The sequence below is a fragment of the Desulfobulbus oralis genome (genome assembly GCF_002952055.1).
GTDB classification, from domain to species: Bacteria; Desulfobacterota; Desulfobulbia; order Desulfobulbales; family Desulfobulbaceae; genus Desulfobulbus; species Desulfobulbus oralis.
Window position 1 is genome coordinate 1,301,324 of the sequence record NZ_CP021255.1, and the last position, 16,040, is coordinate 1,317,363.

General features: G+C 59.1%; 13 protein-coding genes and 1 riboswitch. Of the genes, 8 read left to right on the forward strand and 5 right to left on the reverse strand.

The genetic code is table 11. The features are described from left to right. Window positions 1-38: 38 nt before the first annotated feature. A riboswitch (cobalamin riboswitch) is annotated at window positions 39-247 on the reverse strand. A 173-nt stretch (window positions 248-420) separates the two neighbouring features. Further along, window positions 421-1,917 carry a DUF438 domain-containing protein gene (locus CAY53_RS05785; protein ID WP_104936321.1) on the reverse strand — a complete coding sequence of 499 codons (1,497 nt, stop codon included), beginning with the start codon at window positions 1,915-1,917 and terminating at the stop codon, window positions 421-423. Window positions 1,918-2,026: 109 nt separating this feature from the next. Continuing rightward, window positions 2,027-3,661, reverse strand: coding sequence for a hydroxylamine reductase (gene hcp / locus CAY53_RS05790; protein WP_104936322.1), 1,635 nt, complete (start codon window positions 3,659-3,661; stop codon window positions 2,027-2,029). 638 nt (window positions 3,662-4,299) lie between these two features. On the opposite strand from hcp, the gene CAY53_RS12555 reads away from it, so the two are divergent. From CAY53_RS12555 to CAY53_RS05800, 3 genes are all read left to right on the forward strand, one after another. Further along, complete coding sequence (locus CAY53_RS12555) at window positions 4,300-5,067, forward strand: hypothetical protein (RefSeq protein ID WP_146106417.1); 768 nt, start codon at window positions 4,300-4,302, stop codon at window positions 5,065-5,067. A 445-nt stretch (window positions 5,068-5,512) separates the two neighbouring features. Continuing rightward, entirely contained in the window at window positions 5,513-6,148 is a 636-nt protein-coding gene (locus CAY53_RS12560) for a DUF5625 family protein (protein ID WP_146106418.1), read from the forward strand. A gap of 186 nt (window positions 6,149-6,334) precedes the next feature. Further along, a complete protein-coding gene (locus CAY53_RS05800) occupies window positions 6,335-7,375 on the forward strand; it encodes a radical SAM protein (RefSeq protein WP_104936324.1) in 1,041 nt (346 codons plus the stop codon). A gap of 126 nt (window positions 7,376-7,501) precedes the next feature. Here the strand turns inward: CAY53_RS05800 and CAY53_RS05805 are convergent, their stop codons facing one another. Then, complete coding sequence (locus CAY53_RS05805; RefSeq protein ID WP_017866287.1) at window positions 7,502-7,900, reverse strand: Hsp20/alpha crystallin family protein; 399 nt, start codon at window positions 7,898-7,900, stop codon at window positions 7,502-7,504. A gap of 15 nt (window positions 7,901-7,915) precedes the next feature. Then, the gene (locus CAY53_RS05810) at window positions 7,916-8,374 is read right to left on the reverse strand and encodes an Hsp20/alpha crystallin family protein (protein ID WP_104936325.1); all 459 of its coding nucleotides are present in this window, start codon (window positions 8,372-8,374) and stop codon (window positions 7,916-7,918) included. Between the two features lie 147 nt (window positions 8,375-8,521). Here CAY53_RS05810 and CAY53_RS05815 point away from each other — a divergent pair, with 147 nt between their 5' ends. Next, entirely contained in the window at window positions 8,522-9,421 is a 900-nt protein-coding gene (locus CAY53_RS05815) for a phosphoribosylaminoimidazolesuccinocarboxamide synthase (protein WP_104936326.1), read from the forward strand. 84 nt (window positions 9,422-9,505) lie between these two features. Here the strand turns inward: CAY53_RS05815 and CAY53_RS05820 are convergent, their stop codons facing one another. After that, window positions 9,506-11,104 carry an acyltransferase family protein gene (locus CAY53_RS05820; RefSeq protein ID WP_181040447.1) on the reverse strand — a complete coding sequence of 533 codons (1,599 nt, stop codon included), beginning with the start codon at window positions 11,102-11,104 and terminating at the stop codon, window positions 9,506-9,508. A gap of 195 nt (window positions 11,105-11,299) precedes the next feature. Between CAY53_RS05820 and CAY53_RS05825 the strand changes: the two genes are divergently transcribed. From CAY53_RS05825 to CAY53_RS05840, 4 genes are all read left to right on the forward strand, one after another. Continuing rightward, window positions 11,300-11,944 (forward strand): esterase/lipase family protein, encoded by a 645-nt coding sequence (locus CAY53_RS05825; RefSeq protein ID WP_104936328.1) that lies wholly within the window; start codon window positions 11,300-11,302, stop codon window positions 11,942-11,944. A 263-nt stretch (window positions 11,945-12,207) separates the two neighbouring features. Then, the gene (locus tag CAY53_RS05830) at window positions 12,208-13,386 is read left to right on the forward strand and encodes a hypothetical protein (RefSeq protein ID WP_104936329.1); all 1,179 of its coding nucleotides are present in this window, start codon (window positions 12,208-12,210) and stop codon (window positions 13,384-13,386) included. A 111-nt stretch (window positions 13,387-13,497) separates the two neighbouring features. Next, on the forward strand, window positions 13,498-14,670 hold the full coding sequence (locus CAY53_RS05835; protein WP_104936330.1) for a BPSS1780 family membrane protein: 1,173 nt from the start codon (window positions 13,498-13,500) through the stop codon (window positions 14,668-14,670). 44 nt (window positions 14,671-14,714) lie between these two features. Further along, a complete protein-coding gene (locus CAY53_RS05840; RefSeq protein WP_104936331.1) occupies window positions 14,715-16,037 on the forward strand; it encodes a hypothetical protein in 1,323 nt (440 codons plus the stop codon). The last annotated feature ends 3 nt before the right edge of the window (window positions 16,038-16,040 follow it).

The following is a 16,040-nucleotide window of genomic DNA, read 5'->3' on the forward strand; positions in this document are numbered from 1 at the left end:
CTCCTCGAATGAAGCGCGCAGCCTCTTGTCCGCGGAGGCGCGTGTGCTGTTTTCAGGCAGGTCTTCTGACTCCCGGCTCATCCTCCCATTACGTCTTCCCGTTGCTCCCGATCAATCTGGCCAACAGTGACTTTTGTAATGTTCGTCCCCGGTTACAGCGGCGGGCCCGTCCCGGATTTGCACCGGGTTCCCATTTTCAGCCCGTCCGCGCCGGCGGAAACGGGCCACCTGAAACATTGGGTCGTCATCACGACCTGTTGATTCCCCCATACCCGTTTTCCTCCAGGCTGTCAAGAAAGGACAGGCATGGAACCGGGAAATGCAACTACGGCGCAGACCCGAAAAACAAAAGCATCTGGACTCCCCGGTTTTCCGGCCCTGCGAACCGGGGGCAGCCCGCACGGCCGCCCTGGCTGTCCATCATCCCTTGACGAAGTGCTTTTTGATCGCATCCATCTGCTGCACGCACTCCATGGTGCCGATGAACCGGCCCTTCCGGTCGCGCACCGCCATGTAGCGCACGAGGAAGGAATGGCCCTGTTTCTCCATCCACACGTCCATGGTGTCGCGGGCGCCGCTTTTGAAATCTGCGATGAGCCGGCGCACCATGGCCTCGATTTTGGGCGGGTGGCAGAGATAGACTTCCCGGTCCAAGGCTGCCAGCGGCCTTTTGAAGAACTTTTCACCCTCGTTGAAGTAGCGGTTGATGTCGTTCGCGTCCACGAAGGTGATTTCCAGCGGGAGGGTGTTCAGCATGGCGCCGAGCTGTTCCACCGTGAGGTGCCCGCTCGGCAGCACGATTTCACCCGCTTCGGCCGCAGCTGCATTGCGCAGTGCAGGCGAGTCCTTCCAGATGGGCGCGTCTTCCGCCCGCTGCCAAAGGGGAATCGCCGGGGTGAGGCAGGGCTCGTAGTCCTGCAGGTCGCGCGCCATTTGCCGCCACTCGTCCTCGGTAAAGTGCTGCACGCAGAGCGGGAGCAGGATGTTGTTTTCCTTGAAGATCATTTCCTCCGCGCGGCCAATCACCTTTCCGGCGCGCTCACGCCATTCGCTCTCCGGAAGCCCGCCCTTGTCCAGTGCCCGCATCTCTGCCCGGATTTCGTCGTCCACCGTCCACATCACCTCCGATGGCCCGGAAATGCCGTAGCGCGACTTGAGCAGCGGGTAGATGAGGTCGCCCTTTTTCGCGTAGTGGCTGCCGAGGGCGCGCAGGACGGCAAAGGAGGCCTGCAGTGTCTCAAAAGCAGCGCCCGCGTTCAACTGCTCGTAAAACATGCTGATGTGCTTCCCGATGGCCTCGTTTTCCCGCATGAAGACATTGACTGGATGGCCGCTTTCCCGGGCCAGCTCGGCGGTCTGGGAAGTGGCCGGCGTCGGTGCCGGTGCGGCCTGAAACATCGGCAAAACGGGCGCCCCGCCAGCCCTGATGTTCCGCTCCTCCCGGGTCGAGCCGTGGAAAAGCGCCGAATGCACGTCGCAGAGGCGCTGCATCTCGTCCAGCGGTACGCCGTCCCGCAACAGCTCCTGCTCCGCGTGCATGATTTCCGAGGCATCCACCTCCTTGAAATGACTGACAAAGTCCTTGCGGACGCTCTCCAGGTCCTCGCCGTCGCTCAGGCGCTTGACATAGCTTTTCAGCAGCTCCGCCCGGCTGTCCGTCTTTTGCCCGTCCGCAGGTGCGGGGTCTGCTTCCCTGCCCAGCACCTCGAAGCCTTTGGCCTGAAAGGCCGCCACAATGCGGTCCAGCGGCACTTTCTTGAGCGCCGCGCCCTTTGGAAGGGTCATCACCCGGCCCATCGTGTTCAGGACAAGGGGATCGGTAATTTCGGCAAAACCCAGTTCCGCCATGATGGCTTTCACTTCCGGGTATGCCGTGCAAATCTCATGGACGCTTTTTCGCAAATCTATGGTTTTCATCGTGTTGTTCTCCTTGAACGTGCAAAGCGGCGGGCCCGGAAGACTGGAGAATGGGGCGGCCCGGCAGGTGTCGGCCGCCCCGCTCGTTTTGCGGCCTCGCGGCCCGCTTTTATCCCAAAATGGCCTTGAGATCTTCCTCCGGGCTGGCGGCGATGGGTTTGATGGCAAAGTTGTCCACCAGCACCTGCAGCACCGCAGGCGTGATGAAAGCCGGGAGCGAGGGCCCCAGGCGGATGTCCTTGACCCCCAGAAACAGCAGGGTCAGCAGGATCGCGACCGCCTTCTGTTCGTACCACGAAAGAATCATCGAGAGTGGCAGTTCGTTCACGTCACAGCTGAAGGCCTTGGCCAGAGCCAGCGCGATCTGGATGGCTGAATAGGCGTCGTTGCACTGGCCCACGTCCAGAAGGCGCGGGATGCCGTCGATCTCCCCCAGTTGCTTGTCAAAGAAGCGGAACTTGCCGCAGGCGAGCGTCAGCACCACGCAGTCTTTGGGCACGAGTTCCACCAGCCGGGTGTAGTAGTTGCGGCCCGGCTTGGCGCCGTCGCAGCCGCCCACCAGGAAGAAGTGGCGGATCGCGCCGGATTTCACGCCCGCGATGACCTTGTCCGCCACGCCCAGAACCGCATTGCGGGCAAAGCCCACAAGCACGCTGCCCTTGTCCAGGTCCTCGCTGAAGCCGGGTGCGGCCAGCGCGGCCTCGATCACCGGTGAAAAGTCCTTGTCCGGCCCGATGTGTTTCACGCCCGGCCAGCCGACCAGTCCGGTGGTGAACAGGCGGTCGGTGTAGTCGGCGCCCGGCTTCTGCAGGCAGTTGGTGGTGAAGAGAATCGCACCGGGGAAGGCCGGCATCTCCTTCTGCTGGTTCTGCCAGGCCGTGCCGTAGTGGCCGTAGAAATGCGGGTACTTCTTCAGTTTCGGGTAGCCGTGGGTGGGCAGCATTTCGCCGTGGGTGTAGATGTCGATGCCCTTGCCTGCGCTCTGCTCGAGCAGAAGCTCCAGGTCGCGCAGGTCGTGGCCGGAAATGAGGATGCACTTGTTTTTGCGATGCCCCAGGGGCACGGCGGTGGGCTGCGGATGGCCGTAGGTTCCGGTGTTGGCCGCGTCCAGCAGCTCCATGGCGCGCAGATTGATCCTGCCCGCCTGCATGGCGGCGTCCACGCACTGGCTCACGCTCAGACCCCTGGCCATCAGTGCGCACAGGGACTCGTAGCAGAAGCCCGCGATTTCCGGATCACTCTGGCCCAGAATGGCCGCGTGGTCGGCGTAGGCGCAGATGCCCTTCAGCCCGAACAGCAGCGTCTGCTTGAGCGAGCGGATGTTTTCGTCCGTGTCCAGCGTCTCCAGCAGTTTCAGGTCTGCGCCGGTTTTGGCCATGTCCGCTGTCGTGCCCTGGGGCTGAAAGCCGGCCTGCGGCTCCGGAAAGTCCGTTTTGCCGCCTTTGGCCGCAATCTGCTGTTTCAGGGCCTCACGGTGCTCCACAGCCTTGTGGATGAGCTCGACGAAACGCTCCGGGTCAAAATCCACATTGGTGAGGGTGGAAAAAATGGCCTCGACCGTAAAGCGGTCAGCCGCCGTGTCCACGATGCCCAGCCGCCGGCCCTCCCTGGCAAAGAGCGCCAGGCCTTCCAGCGCGTGGATGAGCAGGTCCTGCAGGCCCGCCAGATCTTCCTTTTTGCCGCACACGCCCGCCTTGGTGCAGGCATGTCCGCCTGCGGTCTGTTCGCACTGATTGCAAAACATGATGAATCTCCCTGGAAAATGTTGGTCAAGTGTGGGTGTTGTTCACAGCGTTGCGGCCATTCTAAACATGGCCGCGCCCTCTGTCCTTGATCTGGGTCAATTTTCAGCATTTTTTTGTTCATCTTTCTGTTGCTGCGGGCCGGGAGCTTCTGGGCCTTTTGTATGCGGGTGTCCGGGAGAGGTCCGGCATTTCGAGCGACAGGGGGCCTTTTTTTATTGCCCCGCAGGCTTCCAGTCTGCGCGCCATGGAGCCGCAGCGTGTGCACGAAGCCGGCTTCAGCGCTCAGGCCAATGCCGCGCCCAATGTGTACGAGGAAGTGCCGCTTTCTTTGTTTTGCTGTCTTTTCGGGAAAGGCAATGTTCAGAAACTGACAGTTATTTTGCGGCTGGTCACATATGCCGGATGCATTTCTGCGGCTATAAAAAGCCGTTTGCCATGGCTCATGGCCTGCCAGGGGCTTCCCAAAAAAGTCCGGGAACGCTGTTACGCTCTTTTCTGAAGGCCGGGCAAAGATCTTTGCAAGGTCTGGCCGGATTTTCAGGCACTTGTCAAAGCAGAAGCAGCGGGGTAATCTGGCGGAGCACAAAGAGGGTCTGCATCCCGGAGATTTTGTGGCAGAGCAGAAAGCAGGTATTCTATGAGTTGGTTTCCAGGGAAATGGAGGATTCCGTCCGCGTTCGGGAATGAGCCGCCACGAAGGGGGCTCAGCTTTGACGAGCTGCCGCGCGTTCGTGAGCTGCAGCAAAGGTATGCGCAAAGTTCGGATGAGGAAGTGCTTGATGCATTCAGGAATGCCAGAATAATCGATTCTGTTTTGCGTTTCTTATTATACATGGAAGCGAGGAAACGAGGAATCACAGACAAATTGGCGCAGGAAAAACATGGAGAGAAGTTTGAATTTGAAAAAGACGAAATAATAATTTTCAGATTTGCAGAAACCCATAGCAGGGACACATATTTTATCCTTTTATTATTATTTATATATGTTATATACCCAATGCAGGAAAAGACTGGCATATATGCAGCCTTAGCATTTTCTGTATCAGTAAATACATGCATACTTCTTGCATATACTAAAGTAAGACAACTATCATATGTAACAAACAAAAGAATCGTTTTAAATGAAGAATATGATATTTTTATATATTTATATAATATTATTTCATATAATATAATTAAATGTAAATTTGAAATGAAAGGAAGTTTTTTTGATTTTTTATTTTCACTCTCTTCACTACCGTATAATGAACATATTTTTTTATATAAAACTGAGAAATCTGGTAATGATACAATATCAGAAAAAACCATCTCAAGTTTACCCCAAGAACGAGTTGGTGAACTTTACTCTTTTTGCCATCGAGAGATTATCAATACAATGATCGATATTTATCACGCCTCTTTGTGAATAGACAAGAATGACAAAAAAATACGGGCGCAACAATATGGCGACCATTGCTCTTAATATGAAAGAACGTCACGCTATAATTTAAACAGTAATCGTATATAGAGATGAATAATATTTAAAGGCATTGCTGATATAAAATCGTCTATATGTAAATGTAATTGATATAATTTCGTTGGAAATATCTAGTAATTATTAGTATTTATTATTTATGTAACTATTTAAATATAAAAATACTATTAAATAACTTTATTTTATCATATCTGATATAAACGCAACATTTTTTGTTTACTATAAAATGTAAATAGAGCCTTCCATATAAATATACCTTTATTCAAAAGGAACAAAACGACTTCGATAACATGTCATTGCATAAATGTATTTTGATGCATGAAATTGTAACCAGAGCGAAGGCGCATTTTCCACCCCAACCTGAGGAAGCATTTCTATGCCGCAACTCATTATTTTCTGGGTTTTGCTAACTGTTTTCCTCCTGCTTGCCCCGCTGCGAGAGCAGAAACCACCGGAAAACGCCATAAAATTGATTCATTTTCAGGCAAACGGATTGCCATTTACTGGCATTCTGGGTAATTCTTTCTTGATGCACGATGATAAAACCAAAACAAAAGTAGAGCTATTGAGCGTAGGGACGCCTTTTTCACTTTCTCGGGGGAACGAAGAGGTTAGTTTTGATTTTGAAGTAAAAAAAGGAGGAGATGAGATTAGAACTGATTATATGTTCGTACTTACTGTTTCTTCTGAAGAAAATAATCGAGATGAAGTAGAGAAATTAGTTGGAGGATCATGTTATAATAATATTAATATGAATTATGGGGCTCCTATCTCTATTTATATAAAAATTATAAAGAAAGGGGAAAATATACCTGTAATAGATAAAGTAGAATCAAAAACATGTCGAATTGCATCAGGATTTGATATGTATTATCGAAGTTCATTGGCAATATCAAGGCTTATTCATGAAGCTGAATTATCTGAAGGCAAATATAATATATATATCAAAAATCTACTTCCTGTCCATGAATACAATAAACATAAATTATATCTAAAAATATCTACTTGGTAATCGCTGTTTTAGGTCTTAATGGTGAATGAAGCAATATCTTTTGAAACAGAAGTTGATTCTGAAAATGGTCACTCTATTGATTTCCGTTTTTCTGCATTATATACGAGCAGGAAAAACTCTGCCGGAGCATATTGAAGAACCGTTTGTTTTGCCAACCTTTTCATTCCGGGTCGTATTTTTCGAGAAATGAACGAAACGATTTCTGTGCCACTGGCCCGCACTGTCGGTTTCCAGCCAGGTGAACGCAATGTGTTTTTGCATCTGCTGACTGCCTGCAATCTGCACTGCCGGCACTGCTACATCAACCCGCCGGAGCATGGCACGAACATGCTCTCCCTGGACACGGTGCGGCAGTGGCTGGCGCTCTTCGCCCGGCCTGCGCAGAGCGGGCAGGCCAGCAATCTGATTCTTCTGGGCGGCGAGCCCACCCTGCATCCCGATCTGGCCGCCATCATCCGTCTGGCCAAAAGCCTGCGCTATGCGGTGACCGTGGATTCCAACGGCTATCTCTTTCACGATCTCCTGGAAAAAACCACGCCGCAGGAACTGGACTATCTGAGCTTCAGTCTGGATGGGCCGGAGGCAGCGGTCAACGACCCCATCCGCGGAACGGGCAGCTTTCAGGTCTGCACGGAAAATATCCGCCGGGCCGTGGCCAAAGGCTTCCAGGCCAGTCTCATCTGCACCGTTTCGGCGCTGAATATCCGGCATATCGCCCGGATGCCGGCGCTGGCGGCTTCCCTGGGCATCAAACGCCTTTTTCTGCAGGTGATCGGTCTGCGTGGCAAGCCAGCCGCCGGAGCGGCCTCTGCCGGCGGGAGCTGGCAGGTGCAGCCGGAAGACTGGTTCGCCACGGTGCCCCAGGTGGCGATGGACGCGGCGGCGCGCGGCCTGCACGTGGTCTATCCCAAGGTCTATCTGGAGGAGACAGATCGCTTTGAATGCGCCGGCACGGCAGCGGAAAACTACTTCGTGTTTCCGAATGGCCGCGTGTACCGCTGCCCGCTCTGCGAGGATTTCCCCATCCACAGCCTGGAAATTGCCGGGAATGCCCTGGTGCGGCATGCCGGCCTGAACGAAGACCGTTTTTTTGCCCTGAATATCCCGGAGGGCTGCGTCATGAACCGGCTGCTGCAGCCGGACAACATCGGCTACGACAGGAACGGCAGGCCCCTGCACCGCATTTCCTGCTGTCTTCTGAAACAGGAAATTCTGCCCGCAAAATAACGTATGTCCTGGGCCATGCAGCTCCGCAGGCCGGGCTGTGACAAGGCCTCCGGCAGCAGGGCCCTGAACCAAAAAAGGGCGGACCATCCGGCCCGCCCTTTGCCCCTTTTTCAGTTCCGCCCTGGTTCATCCGGCGCTGACCACAATCTTCCTTGGCTGGGCCGGCGCTGCCTTGGGCAGTCGCACCTTGAGCACGCCGTCGGCCAGGGAGGCGGCGATATGCTCCTGGTCAATGCTTTCCGCCACGGTAAAGCGCCTGAGATAGTGGCCCGGCACATATTCTTCCAGAATCTGCCTGCCGCCGCGGGCATCCGCTTCGCGCCGGCCCCGAATGGTCAGCACATTGTCCTCGAGCGAGATGTCCACGCCCTCCGGCCGCACGCCCGGCATGTCGGCTACGACCACCATCTCGTGCTCTGTTTCAAAAATGTCCACCTGCGGTGCGTAGCAGGGCTCGTCCTTGGTGCTCTCACCCTGGGTTTGGGCGCTGTGCTTTTCCTGAACCTTCAATTCCTGTTCACTCATAATCCGCCTCCTTCTTCACGCGGTCTGCACCCGAATCTGGCGCGGCGTGGCCTCGACCGCCTTCATCAGGGTCATGGTGAGAATGCCGTTTGCCAGCCTGGCCTCGATGCGCCCCGGGTCCACCTTCACCGGCAGGGACAGGGCCCGGCTGAAGCTGCCGGATTCGATCTCCCGGCGGTGAAAGGACTGGATGCCCTCTTCGTTCTGGCTCGTACGCCGGCCCTGGACAGTCAGGGTGTCACCCTGCAGCGAAACCTCCAGGTCTTCCGGTTTCACGCCGGGCATTTCCGCAGTAATCACCATTTTGTCGGTTTCCTCAAAGACGTTCAGCGCCGGGTAGACATTGGCGTGCATCCGGCCTCTGTCCTGGTCCGTATACGAGTGGGCCAGTTCGTCCAAGCCCTGGCGGATACGCTCGAATTCCAGCCAGGGGTTCCTGAAAGCGGGCCTGTCGGTAAAACGAATAAATGCCATAGGTTGCCTCCTTGAGATACAGATATGGATTTCATTTGTGCAAGATGATAAGGAGGCCGCGGGGCTTGTCAAGATGCGGGCTTCGGGGTAAAAAACAGCCTTCTTTTGTCGGGGCCCCGCGCCCCATCCCTTTACCCTGGATTCCTTATGGACACTGCCATCATTGCCACCAACTGCCCTGCTCTGAAACTCCTGAACCGCGGCAAGGTCCGCGACATGTACGCCATCCCGGGCCATGACGACAAGCTGCTCATGGTCGCGACCGACCGTATCTCGGCCTTTGATGTGATCATGGCCGAGCCGGTGCCGGGCAAGGGCCGGCTCCTGACCGCCATTTCCCTGTTCTGGTTCGATCTGCTGCGGGATGTCATGCCAAACCACCTGATTACGGCGAATGTGGACCAGTACCCCGAGGTCTGCCGGCAGTACGGAGAGCAGCTCGAGGGCCGCTCCATGCTGGTGAAGAAGAGCCGCGTTGTGCCGATTGAATGCATCGTGCGCGGCTATATCTCCGGCTCGCTGTGGAGCGCCTATAAAAAGAGCGGCGACGGGCGGGTCCTGGGCCTGGATCTGCCCGCCGGCATGCAGGAGTCGGCGCCCTTTCCGGAGCCGATCTTCACGCCTTCCACCAAGGCGGAAGCGGGCATGCACGACGAGAACATTTCGCTTGAAACCATGCGGCAGCAGGTCGGGGCGGAGCTGACCGACAAGATGGCTGCCGCCAGCATTGCGCTCTACAGGAAAGCGGCGGACTATGCGCGTGGGCAGGGCATCATCATTGCGGATACCAAATTTGAAATGGGGCTGGATGCAGACGGCGTCCTGACTCTGGTGGACGAGGTGCTGACGCCGGATTCCTCCCGCTTCTGGCCCCTGGAGAGCTACAGGCCGGGCCAGGGCCAGCCCAGCTTTGACAAGCAGTTTCTGCGCGACTATCTCGCCACCCTGGACTGGAACAGGAAGGCCCCGGCTCCGCCGCTGCCGCCGGAGATTCTGCAGAAGACCGCGGCCCGCTATCAGGAGGCCCTGAAGCGCCTCACCGCGTGAGCTGGCATGAGGCAAAGCCCACAAAAAAGCGCCCGGCAACAGCAGCGGGGCGCTTTTTTGTTCCTGCTCCCGTCTGCCGGCAGCCTACTTCATGAAGGGCCGCTCGACGTAGGCATAGGTCACGGCTGCAAACGCGTAGCTCAGGAGCCCCACCGCCAGAAAGCGCGTCACCACGCCCATGCTCCAGTTGCCGTAGTAGCCGGCCAGCTCGTCGCACAGGGTGATCAGGCTGGGATGCAGCAGATAAAAACTGAAGCTGACAATGCCCACGGCCCTGAACGGCAGCCAGCTCATCACAGCGACGAGCAGCGAGGGGCCTGAGGCCACGGCGCTAAAGAGCACGAAGGCGGCCAGAAAGCCATTGACGCCGTAGTTGCTGTAGATGTCCACCGAACCCAGCCCTGGCGCCAACTGGAAACCCAGAATCAGCAAGAGGAGCAGCACCGCCAGACCGGCGAGTCCCAGGCAGCGGCGACAGCAGGTGCCGTATCGCCCCTGCCAGAAAGGCTGTTCCCGCAGCCACTGGTACAGCCAGGAAAAGAACATGCCGCTCATGAAGACGCCGATCAGGGCCGGCCTGCCCTCGCCGTTGCCGTACAGAGTGGCCAGACCCTGATGGGACAGGTGGTTCATCACCACCAGCCCGGCCAGGAGCAGGAGCGGGCCCAGCCATTTTTTGATCTTCATGGCCAGGGCCACCACCACCACAATAAAGGGCAGGAGGACGTAGAAAAACATCTCCTGCGGCACGGTCCAGAGATAGGCGTCGCCCTGCAGAAACAGGTAGTGGCGGATCATGTCCGGGTTTTTGTAGCGAAACAGAAACAGAATGCTGATCACCGTGTAATACATGGGGATGATGCGCAGCAAACGCCGCCGCATGTAGGCCCGCATGTATTCCAGGGTGATGGCCCGCTCCGGATTGCGGGCAAAGGGAATGGCCAGCAGAAAGCCGCTGAGGGCAAAGAAGAGCAGCACGCCCACCACGCCCACGCCGCCAGGCACCAAACCGATATGCTCGGCCAGCACCAAGAGGGCCGCCGCACCGCGGATGCCGTCCAGGACCGCAAAATGCAGGCCGGCGGATGAACGCTTCTGGCCCAGAAGATCGGCAATGGGCGGAAAGCTGCGTGGAGAGAAGGAAGAGAGCAGGACGATGCCGGCCATGGCCATCAGGAGCGGCAGGAGCCAGGAGTAGAAGAGACCCTGGTGCGTCAGCGGCCCTTGCACCACAAGGTAGGGGTCTTCGGTGCTGCTGCTTATGGCCACATGATCGCCCGCAAGCTGCATGTCCACGCCCGGGCCGGGCGCAAAAGCCGCCGCGATCTGCGCCGCGGAAAAATGCCGTTCCGGAAAGAAGAAGCTCGTGAGGTGCAGCCCGTAGAGCTGCACCCGGCCCGGGTGTTCGCCCAGATCGAGCCGCAGGTAGCGGGCCACATGGTTGTTGATGGTCACCGAAGTGCTCTGCCGCTCACCCGCGGGAAAGAGTGCGGAGCCCCGGACATGCTTTTCGTCGAAAACCGGGCGCAGGCCGTAGTACACCTGCACGCATTCCGCCCGGTCAAAACGGGCGTCCAGGGTCACCCGAAAAAAGCTGGAGCAGACCGTGGCGCTGATCACCAGTTTAAAGCCGCAAAAGAGCAGCAGAACGCCACCCAGGATCAGTGCTGTTTTCAGTCTCATGTCGGGCCACTGCATGAAAGATCCCCTGTCGGGCCAGTTTGATCAAAGGGGATACGGCCTGCCCGCACCCCGGAAGCAGGCGCGCAGGCTACCCGACTTCGTGCCGCTCAACAAGTATGAAAAGACTGGCACAGCCCGGCAAAAAGACCGATACTGGCCCATCACCTCCTTTTACACATCGCCAGGGCATCAGCCATGAACCATGAAGTCCCTGCCCTGCACGGCACGCTGGTGCTGGTGCATGGCATCTTCGACACCGGCAGGATCTTCGCCCGAATGACCCGCCACTTTGCGGCCCGGGGTCTGCGCGTTCTGGCGCCCGATCTGAAGCCCAGCTCGGGCACAGGCGGCCTGGAGCCCATGGCCGGCCAGCTCAAAAGGCTCATCGACGCCGAAGCGCCGGCCGATGCGCCGCTCTACCTGCTGGGCTTCAGCATGGGCGGGCTCATCAGCCGCTACTACCTGCAGGAGCTGGGCGGTCTGGCGCGGGTACGGCGCTTTGTGGCCGTCTCGGTGCCGCAGCACGGCAGCCGCCTGGCCTGGCTGCTGCCGAACCGCGGCTGTTGCCAGATGCGACCCGGCAGCGCCTTTCTCTCGAGCCTGAACCGTGGTCTGGACAGGCTGGGGCAAATTCCGGTGCTGACGCTGTGGACAGCCCATGACCTGATCATTCAACCGGCCTGCAGCTCGCTCCTGCCCATCGGCCAGAGCCGCCGCTTTCGGGTCTTCTGGCACAGCCTCATGATCTACGACCGCCGCGTCCTCGAGGCGGTGGACGAGTTTCTGGCCGCCGATGCGGTGGATGCCGGGCGCCCCGACTGGAGGATTGGCATCTCATAGACAGGGAAAAGCGCCTGCACAAGGTGGCCAAACTTTTGCAGCACCGCGCAGCAGCGCAGGGTCGGGATGCATAAGCAATGTCTTGCAAGGGCTGCCGATTGCGGTTACCAATAGCGCCCGCCAGTCAGCAGGGCCGGCGCGGGCCAGACCGGGTCTTCATCCGGCCTGGAGGAGGAACGCCGCCGCTTTGCTTGCACTGGCCATGCCCTGTCTGTATAACAGGAGAATATCGCTGCAATCCTCTGATGCTGAAATGAGAAGCCATGCAGACCCTTGACGTTTTTCTCGCCGGCAGAGTGCTGCCGGGTGCAGATACCCGGAAGGCCGTGGCAGCCCTGGCCAAAATGGCCGGTCTGGAGCCGGACAGGGCGCGGGCTTTGCTCTGCTCCGGCAGGCAGCGGCTGGTCAGGCGGGGTCTGTCGCCAGAGGCTGCCCAGGCCCTGGTGGACAAATTCGCGGCCCTGGGCATTGCCGCCTTTGCCCAGGCCCATGGGGCAGGCGCGCCTCCCGCGCAAAGCGCCCCGCAGGCGGCAGCGCCCTCGGTACGCCGGCCGGAGCCCATACAGCCAGACAGCGGCCCGGAGACCGGCGCCTTCAACCCCTACGCCGCGCCCAGGGCCGATCTGCACAGTGCCCGGCGCAGGGACGAGGACAGCCGGGGCATCTGGCGGGACACCGGCAGAAGCGTGCCGGCAGGGCACGGCATCCGGTGGTTCAAGGACGCCTGGCATCTGGTCAGCCGCCGACCCGGCGCGTGGATCGGCGCCTGGCTGCTGCTGATTGTTAGCATGCTGATCCTGGGGACCGCGGCCTCGCTGGCCGGCGGGGATCTCCCGCCCGTGGTTTACATATGGGTGGCCAATGCCATTCCCTACCTGTTTGCGCTGGTCTTTACCGGTGGTATGGTGCTGATGGCGGACCGGCAGATGGCAGGTGAAGCATTCGGCGCCATGGACGCGTTTGCCGGTTTTCGGGAATGTCCCGGACGGCTGCTGCTCCTGGGCGTGTTGCTGCTGGTCGTCTCGATTGCCGTGACTGCTCTGGCCGACTTCGTGGGCCAGATCACCGGCCAGGTGTGGCTGGAAGCACTCCTGAGCACGCTTCTGCTCATGCCTCTGTCCCTGGCTGGGTGGTCAGCGCCGGTTCTGGTGGCTGTTGCCGGATTCAGCCCGACACAGGCCCTGGCCCGGGGTCTGCAGGCGACCCTCAGGAACCTGTTCGCCATTCTGCTGAACGGCCTGGTCCTGTGCGGCATCCCGGCACTCGTGGGCATTGCCGCCGCCATTCTGGTACCCCAGGCAGCGGCTGGCGGCAGTATCACCATCCTGGTCGTGTTCATGCTGATCGTCGGCTTTCTGCTGGGCCTGTTCTGCCTGCGGCTGCTGCTGATCGGCCCGGCCATGATCTACCTCGCCGTGCGCGACATGTTTTACGAAGAGTGAAAAGGCAAAAGCGTCAGAAAAATCACACGATACCAATGCGACAAAAAATCCAAACCCGGCAGCCTGGCAGTATTTCGCAGCGGGGCGAAGCGTGCATGAAAAGGAGCGCCCATGCAGACCCTTGACGTTTTTCTCGCCGGCAGAGTGCTGCCGGGTGCAGATACCCAGAAGGCCGTGGCAGCCCTGGCCGAAATGGCCGGCCTGGAGCCGGACAAGGCACGGGCCCTGCTCTGCTCCGGCAGGCAGCGGCTGGCCAGGCGGGACCTGTCGCCAGAGGCTGCCCAGGCCCTGGTGGACAAATTCGCGGCCCTGGGCATTGCCGCCTTTGCCCAGGCCCATGGAGCAAGCGCCCCGCAGGCGGCAGAGCAGCCTGCGGCAGCGCCCTCGGTACGCCGGCCGGAGCCCATGCAGCCAGACAGCGGCCCGGAGACCGGCGCCTTCAACCCCTACGCCGCGCCCAGGGCCGATCTGCACAGTGCCCGGCGCAGGGACGGGGACAGCCGGGGCATCTGGCGGGACATTGGCAGAAGCGTGCCGGCAGGGCACGGCATCCGGTGGCTCAAGGATGCCTGGCGTCTGGTCAGCCGCCGGCTTGGCATGTGGCTTGGCGCCTGGCTGCTCTGGGTGCTCTGCTGGGTCCTCATGGCATTTCTGCTCAACCTGCTCCCCAGCCCCATCGGCTCGATCCTGAACTCTGTCCTCCAGATACTGCTCGGCCCGATTCTTGCCGGCGGCATGATGCTGCTGGCGCACCGGCAGCATGAAGACCAAGACTGCGGCGCGCTGGATGTGTTCGCCGGTTTTCAAAGCTGCCCGGGTCACCTGGCGCTTCTGGGCCTGCTCCAGCTGCTCTATTCGTTTGGCGTCGGCATGCTTGCCGTGATTACAGCCGTTCTTGCGGGCAGCATGCTGGGTAAAATCGCAGTCATCGCTCTGCTTGTTATCGTTATCGGCCTTCTGATGTTGCCCCTGTCCGCGGCGGCCGTCGTGGCCCCGACTCTGGTGGCCGTGGCCGGACACAGCCCGTGGCAGGCCCTGTACCAGGGCTGCATGGCCGCCTTCAGAAACTGGCGGCCCATACTGCTCAACTTCCTGGTCATAGCCTGCATCCCGCTGCTTTCAGGCATTGTCGCGTTGTTCACCATGAGTGCAGGCCATCGGATCTCCGCAGTCATAGGCGTGGCCTTCCTGGCCGTCACTGCCCTGTACTGCCTGTGTCTGGGGATAATCGCCGAGGCCATGATCTACACTGCAGTCCGCGACATATTTTACGAAGAGACATGAGAGGCGGCTCAGCCCCTGCCGAACTTATCCAGGAGGAACAATCCATGAACACAGTAGATGTGCTGCTTGCCGGCAAGCTGGTGCCGGGAGCGGATCAGGACAGGGCCGCAGCGGCGCTGGCCAAAATGACCGGCCTCGATCCGGCCAAAACCCGGCTGCTGCTCTGCTCCGGCAAGCCCCGGCTGGCCAAGCGCGGTCTGACGCCGGCAGCCGGGGAAGCCCTGGTCGCCAAATTCGCGGCCCTGGGTATTGCCGCCCTGATCCGGCCCAGCGCAGCCACGGGGGCAGGAGCGGGGACAGCCGCTGCGGCACAAGGAGCGAGCCCTGCCGCCGCCAGAGCGGCCGCGCCGCCCATGCCCGAAAAAATCGAGGGCCTGACCATGGACTGGTCCGTACCAAAGGAGAAGCCCGAACCGGAACCGGAGACCCGCGAGTTCATGGAAACCGTACAGGCCCAGCCCCGGAAAAATCCGGGAGCCGCCACGCCGGAGGACGGAAAAGGTGCTGCGCCATTGAACCCCTACGCCGCCCCCAAGGCCAGTCTGGACAACCCCAGCCGCCGGCTGGATCTCTGGGCCCTCGAGGCCAATGAGGTGCCGGCCGCAAACGGTCTGGAGTGGGCAAAAGACACCTGGGCCCTGATGATGGGCTCCGGCAAGCTCTGGGCCGGGGCGATCCTGTGCTGTGCCCTTGTCTTCGTGCTGGCCATGGCCATGGCCAGCAAAGGCGGCAACGTCGCCCTGGGCCTACTGTATCCGTACATGGCCAGCGTTCTGGTCATGATGGCCAGCCGGCAGGAGCAGGGCGAGGAGGACAGTCTCGGGGCGGCGCTCTTCGGCAAAGGCGCGGTGGCAGATCTGGGCCGTGACGAAGTCAAGGCTATCTTCTCCCGGATGCTGAGGCTGGGCCTCCTGGGAGTGCTGTATCAAATCGTGGTCGGGGTGCTGGTTGCTCTCGCAGTCGGGGTCAGCACCATCCAGGCCATGGCAGACGGCCAGGCTCCGGTGTTTTCCCAGTTCGTGGGCACCATGCTCTTCGGCTTGCTGCTGCTGATCCTGCTCTGTGTGCCGCTGCTGGTCGTGGCGTTCTTCGCCCCAACCCTGGGTACGCTGGCCGGGAACGGGGTTCTGGCCTGCGTACGTAAGAGCATTGCGGCAGGCCTCAAAAACTGGAAGGCCCTGCTGGTGAACTGCGCCGTAGGCTGCGGCGTATTGCTCCTGGCTGGCGTGCTCCTGGGTGTGGTGATCATTGTCACCGACTCTGAACTGCTTACCCTGGCAGCCTCCGCATTGCTTGCCTCCATGCTGTGGTCTTTTTTCTCGATCATGGGCTATTTTGCCACCAAGGACGTATTCTCGAAAGACTAGGCC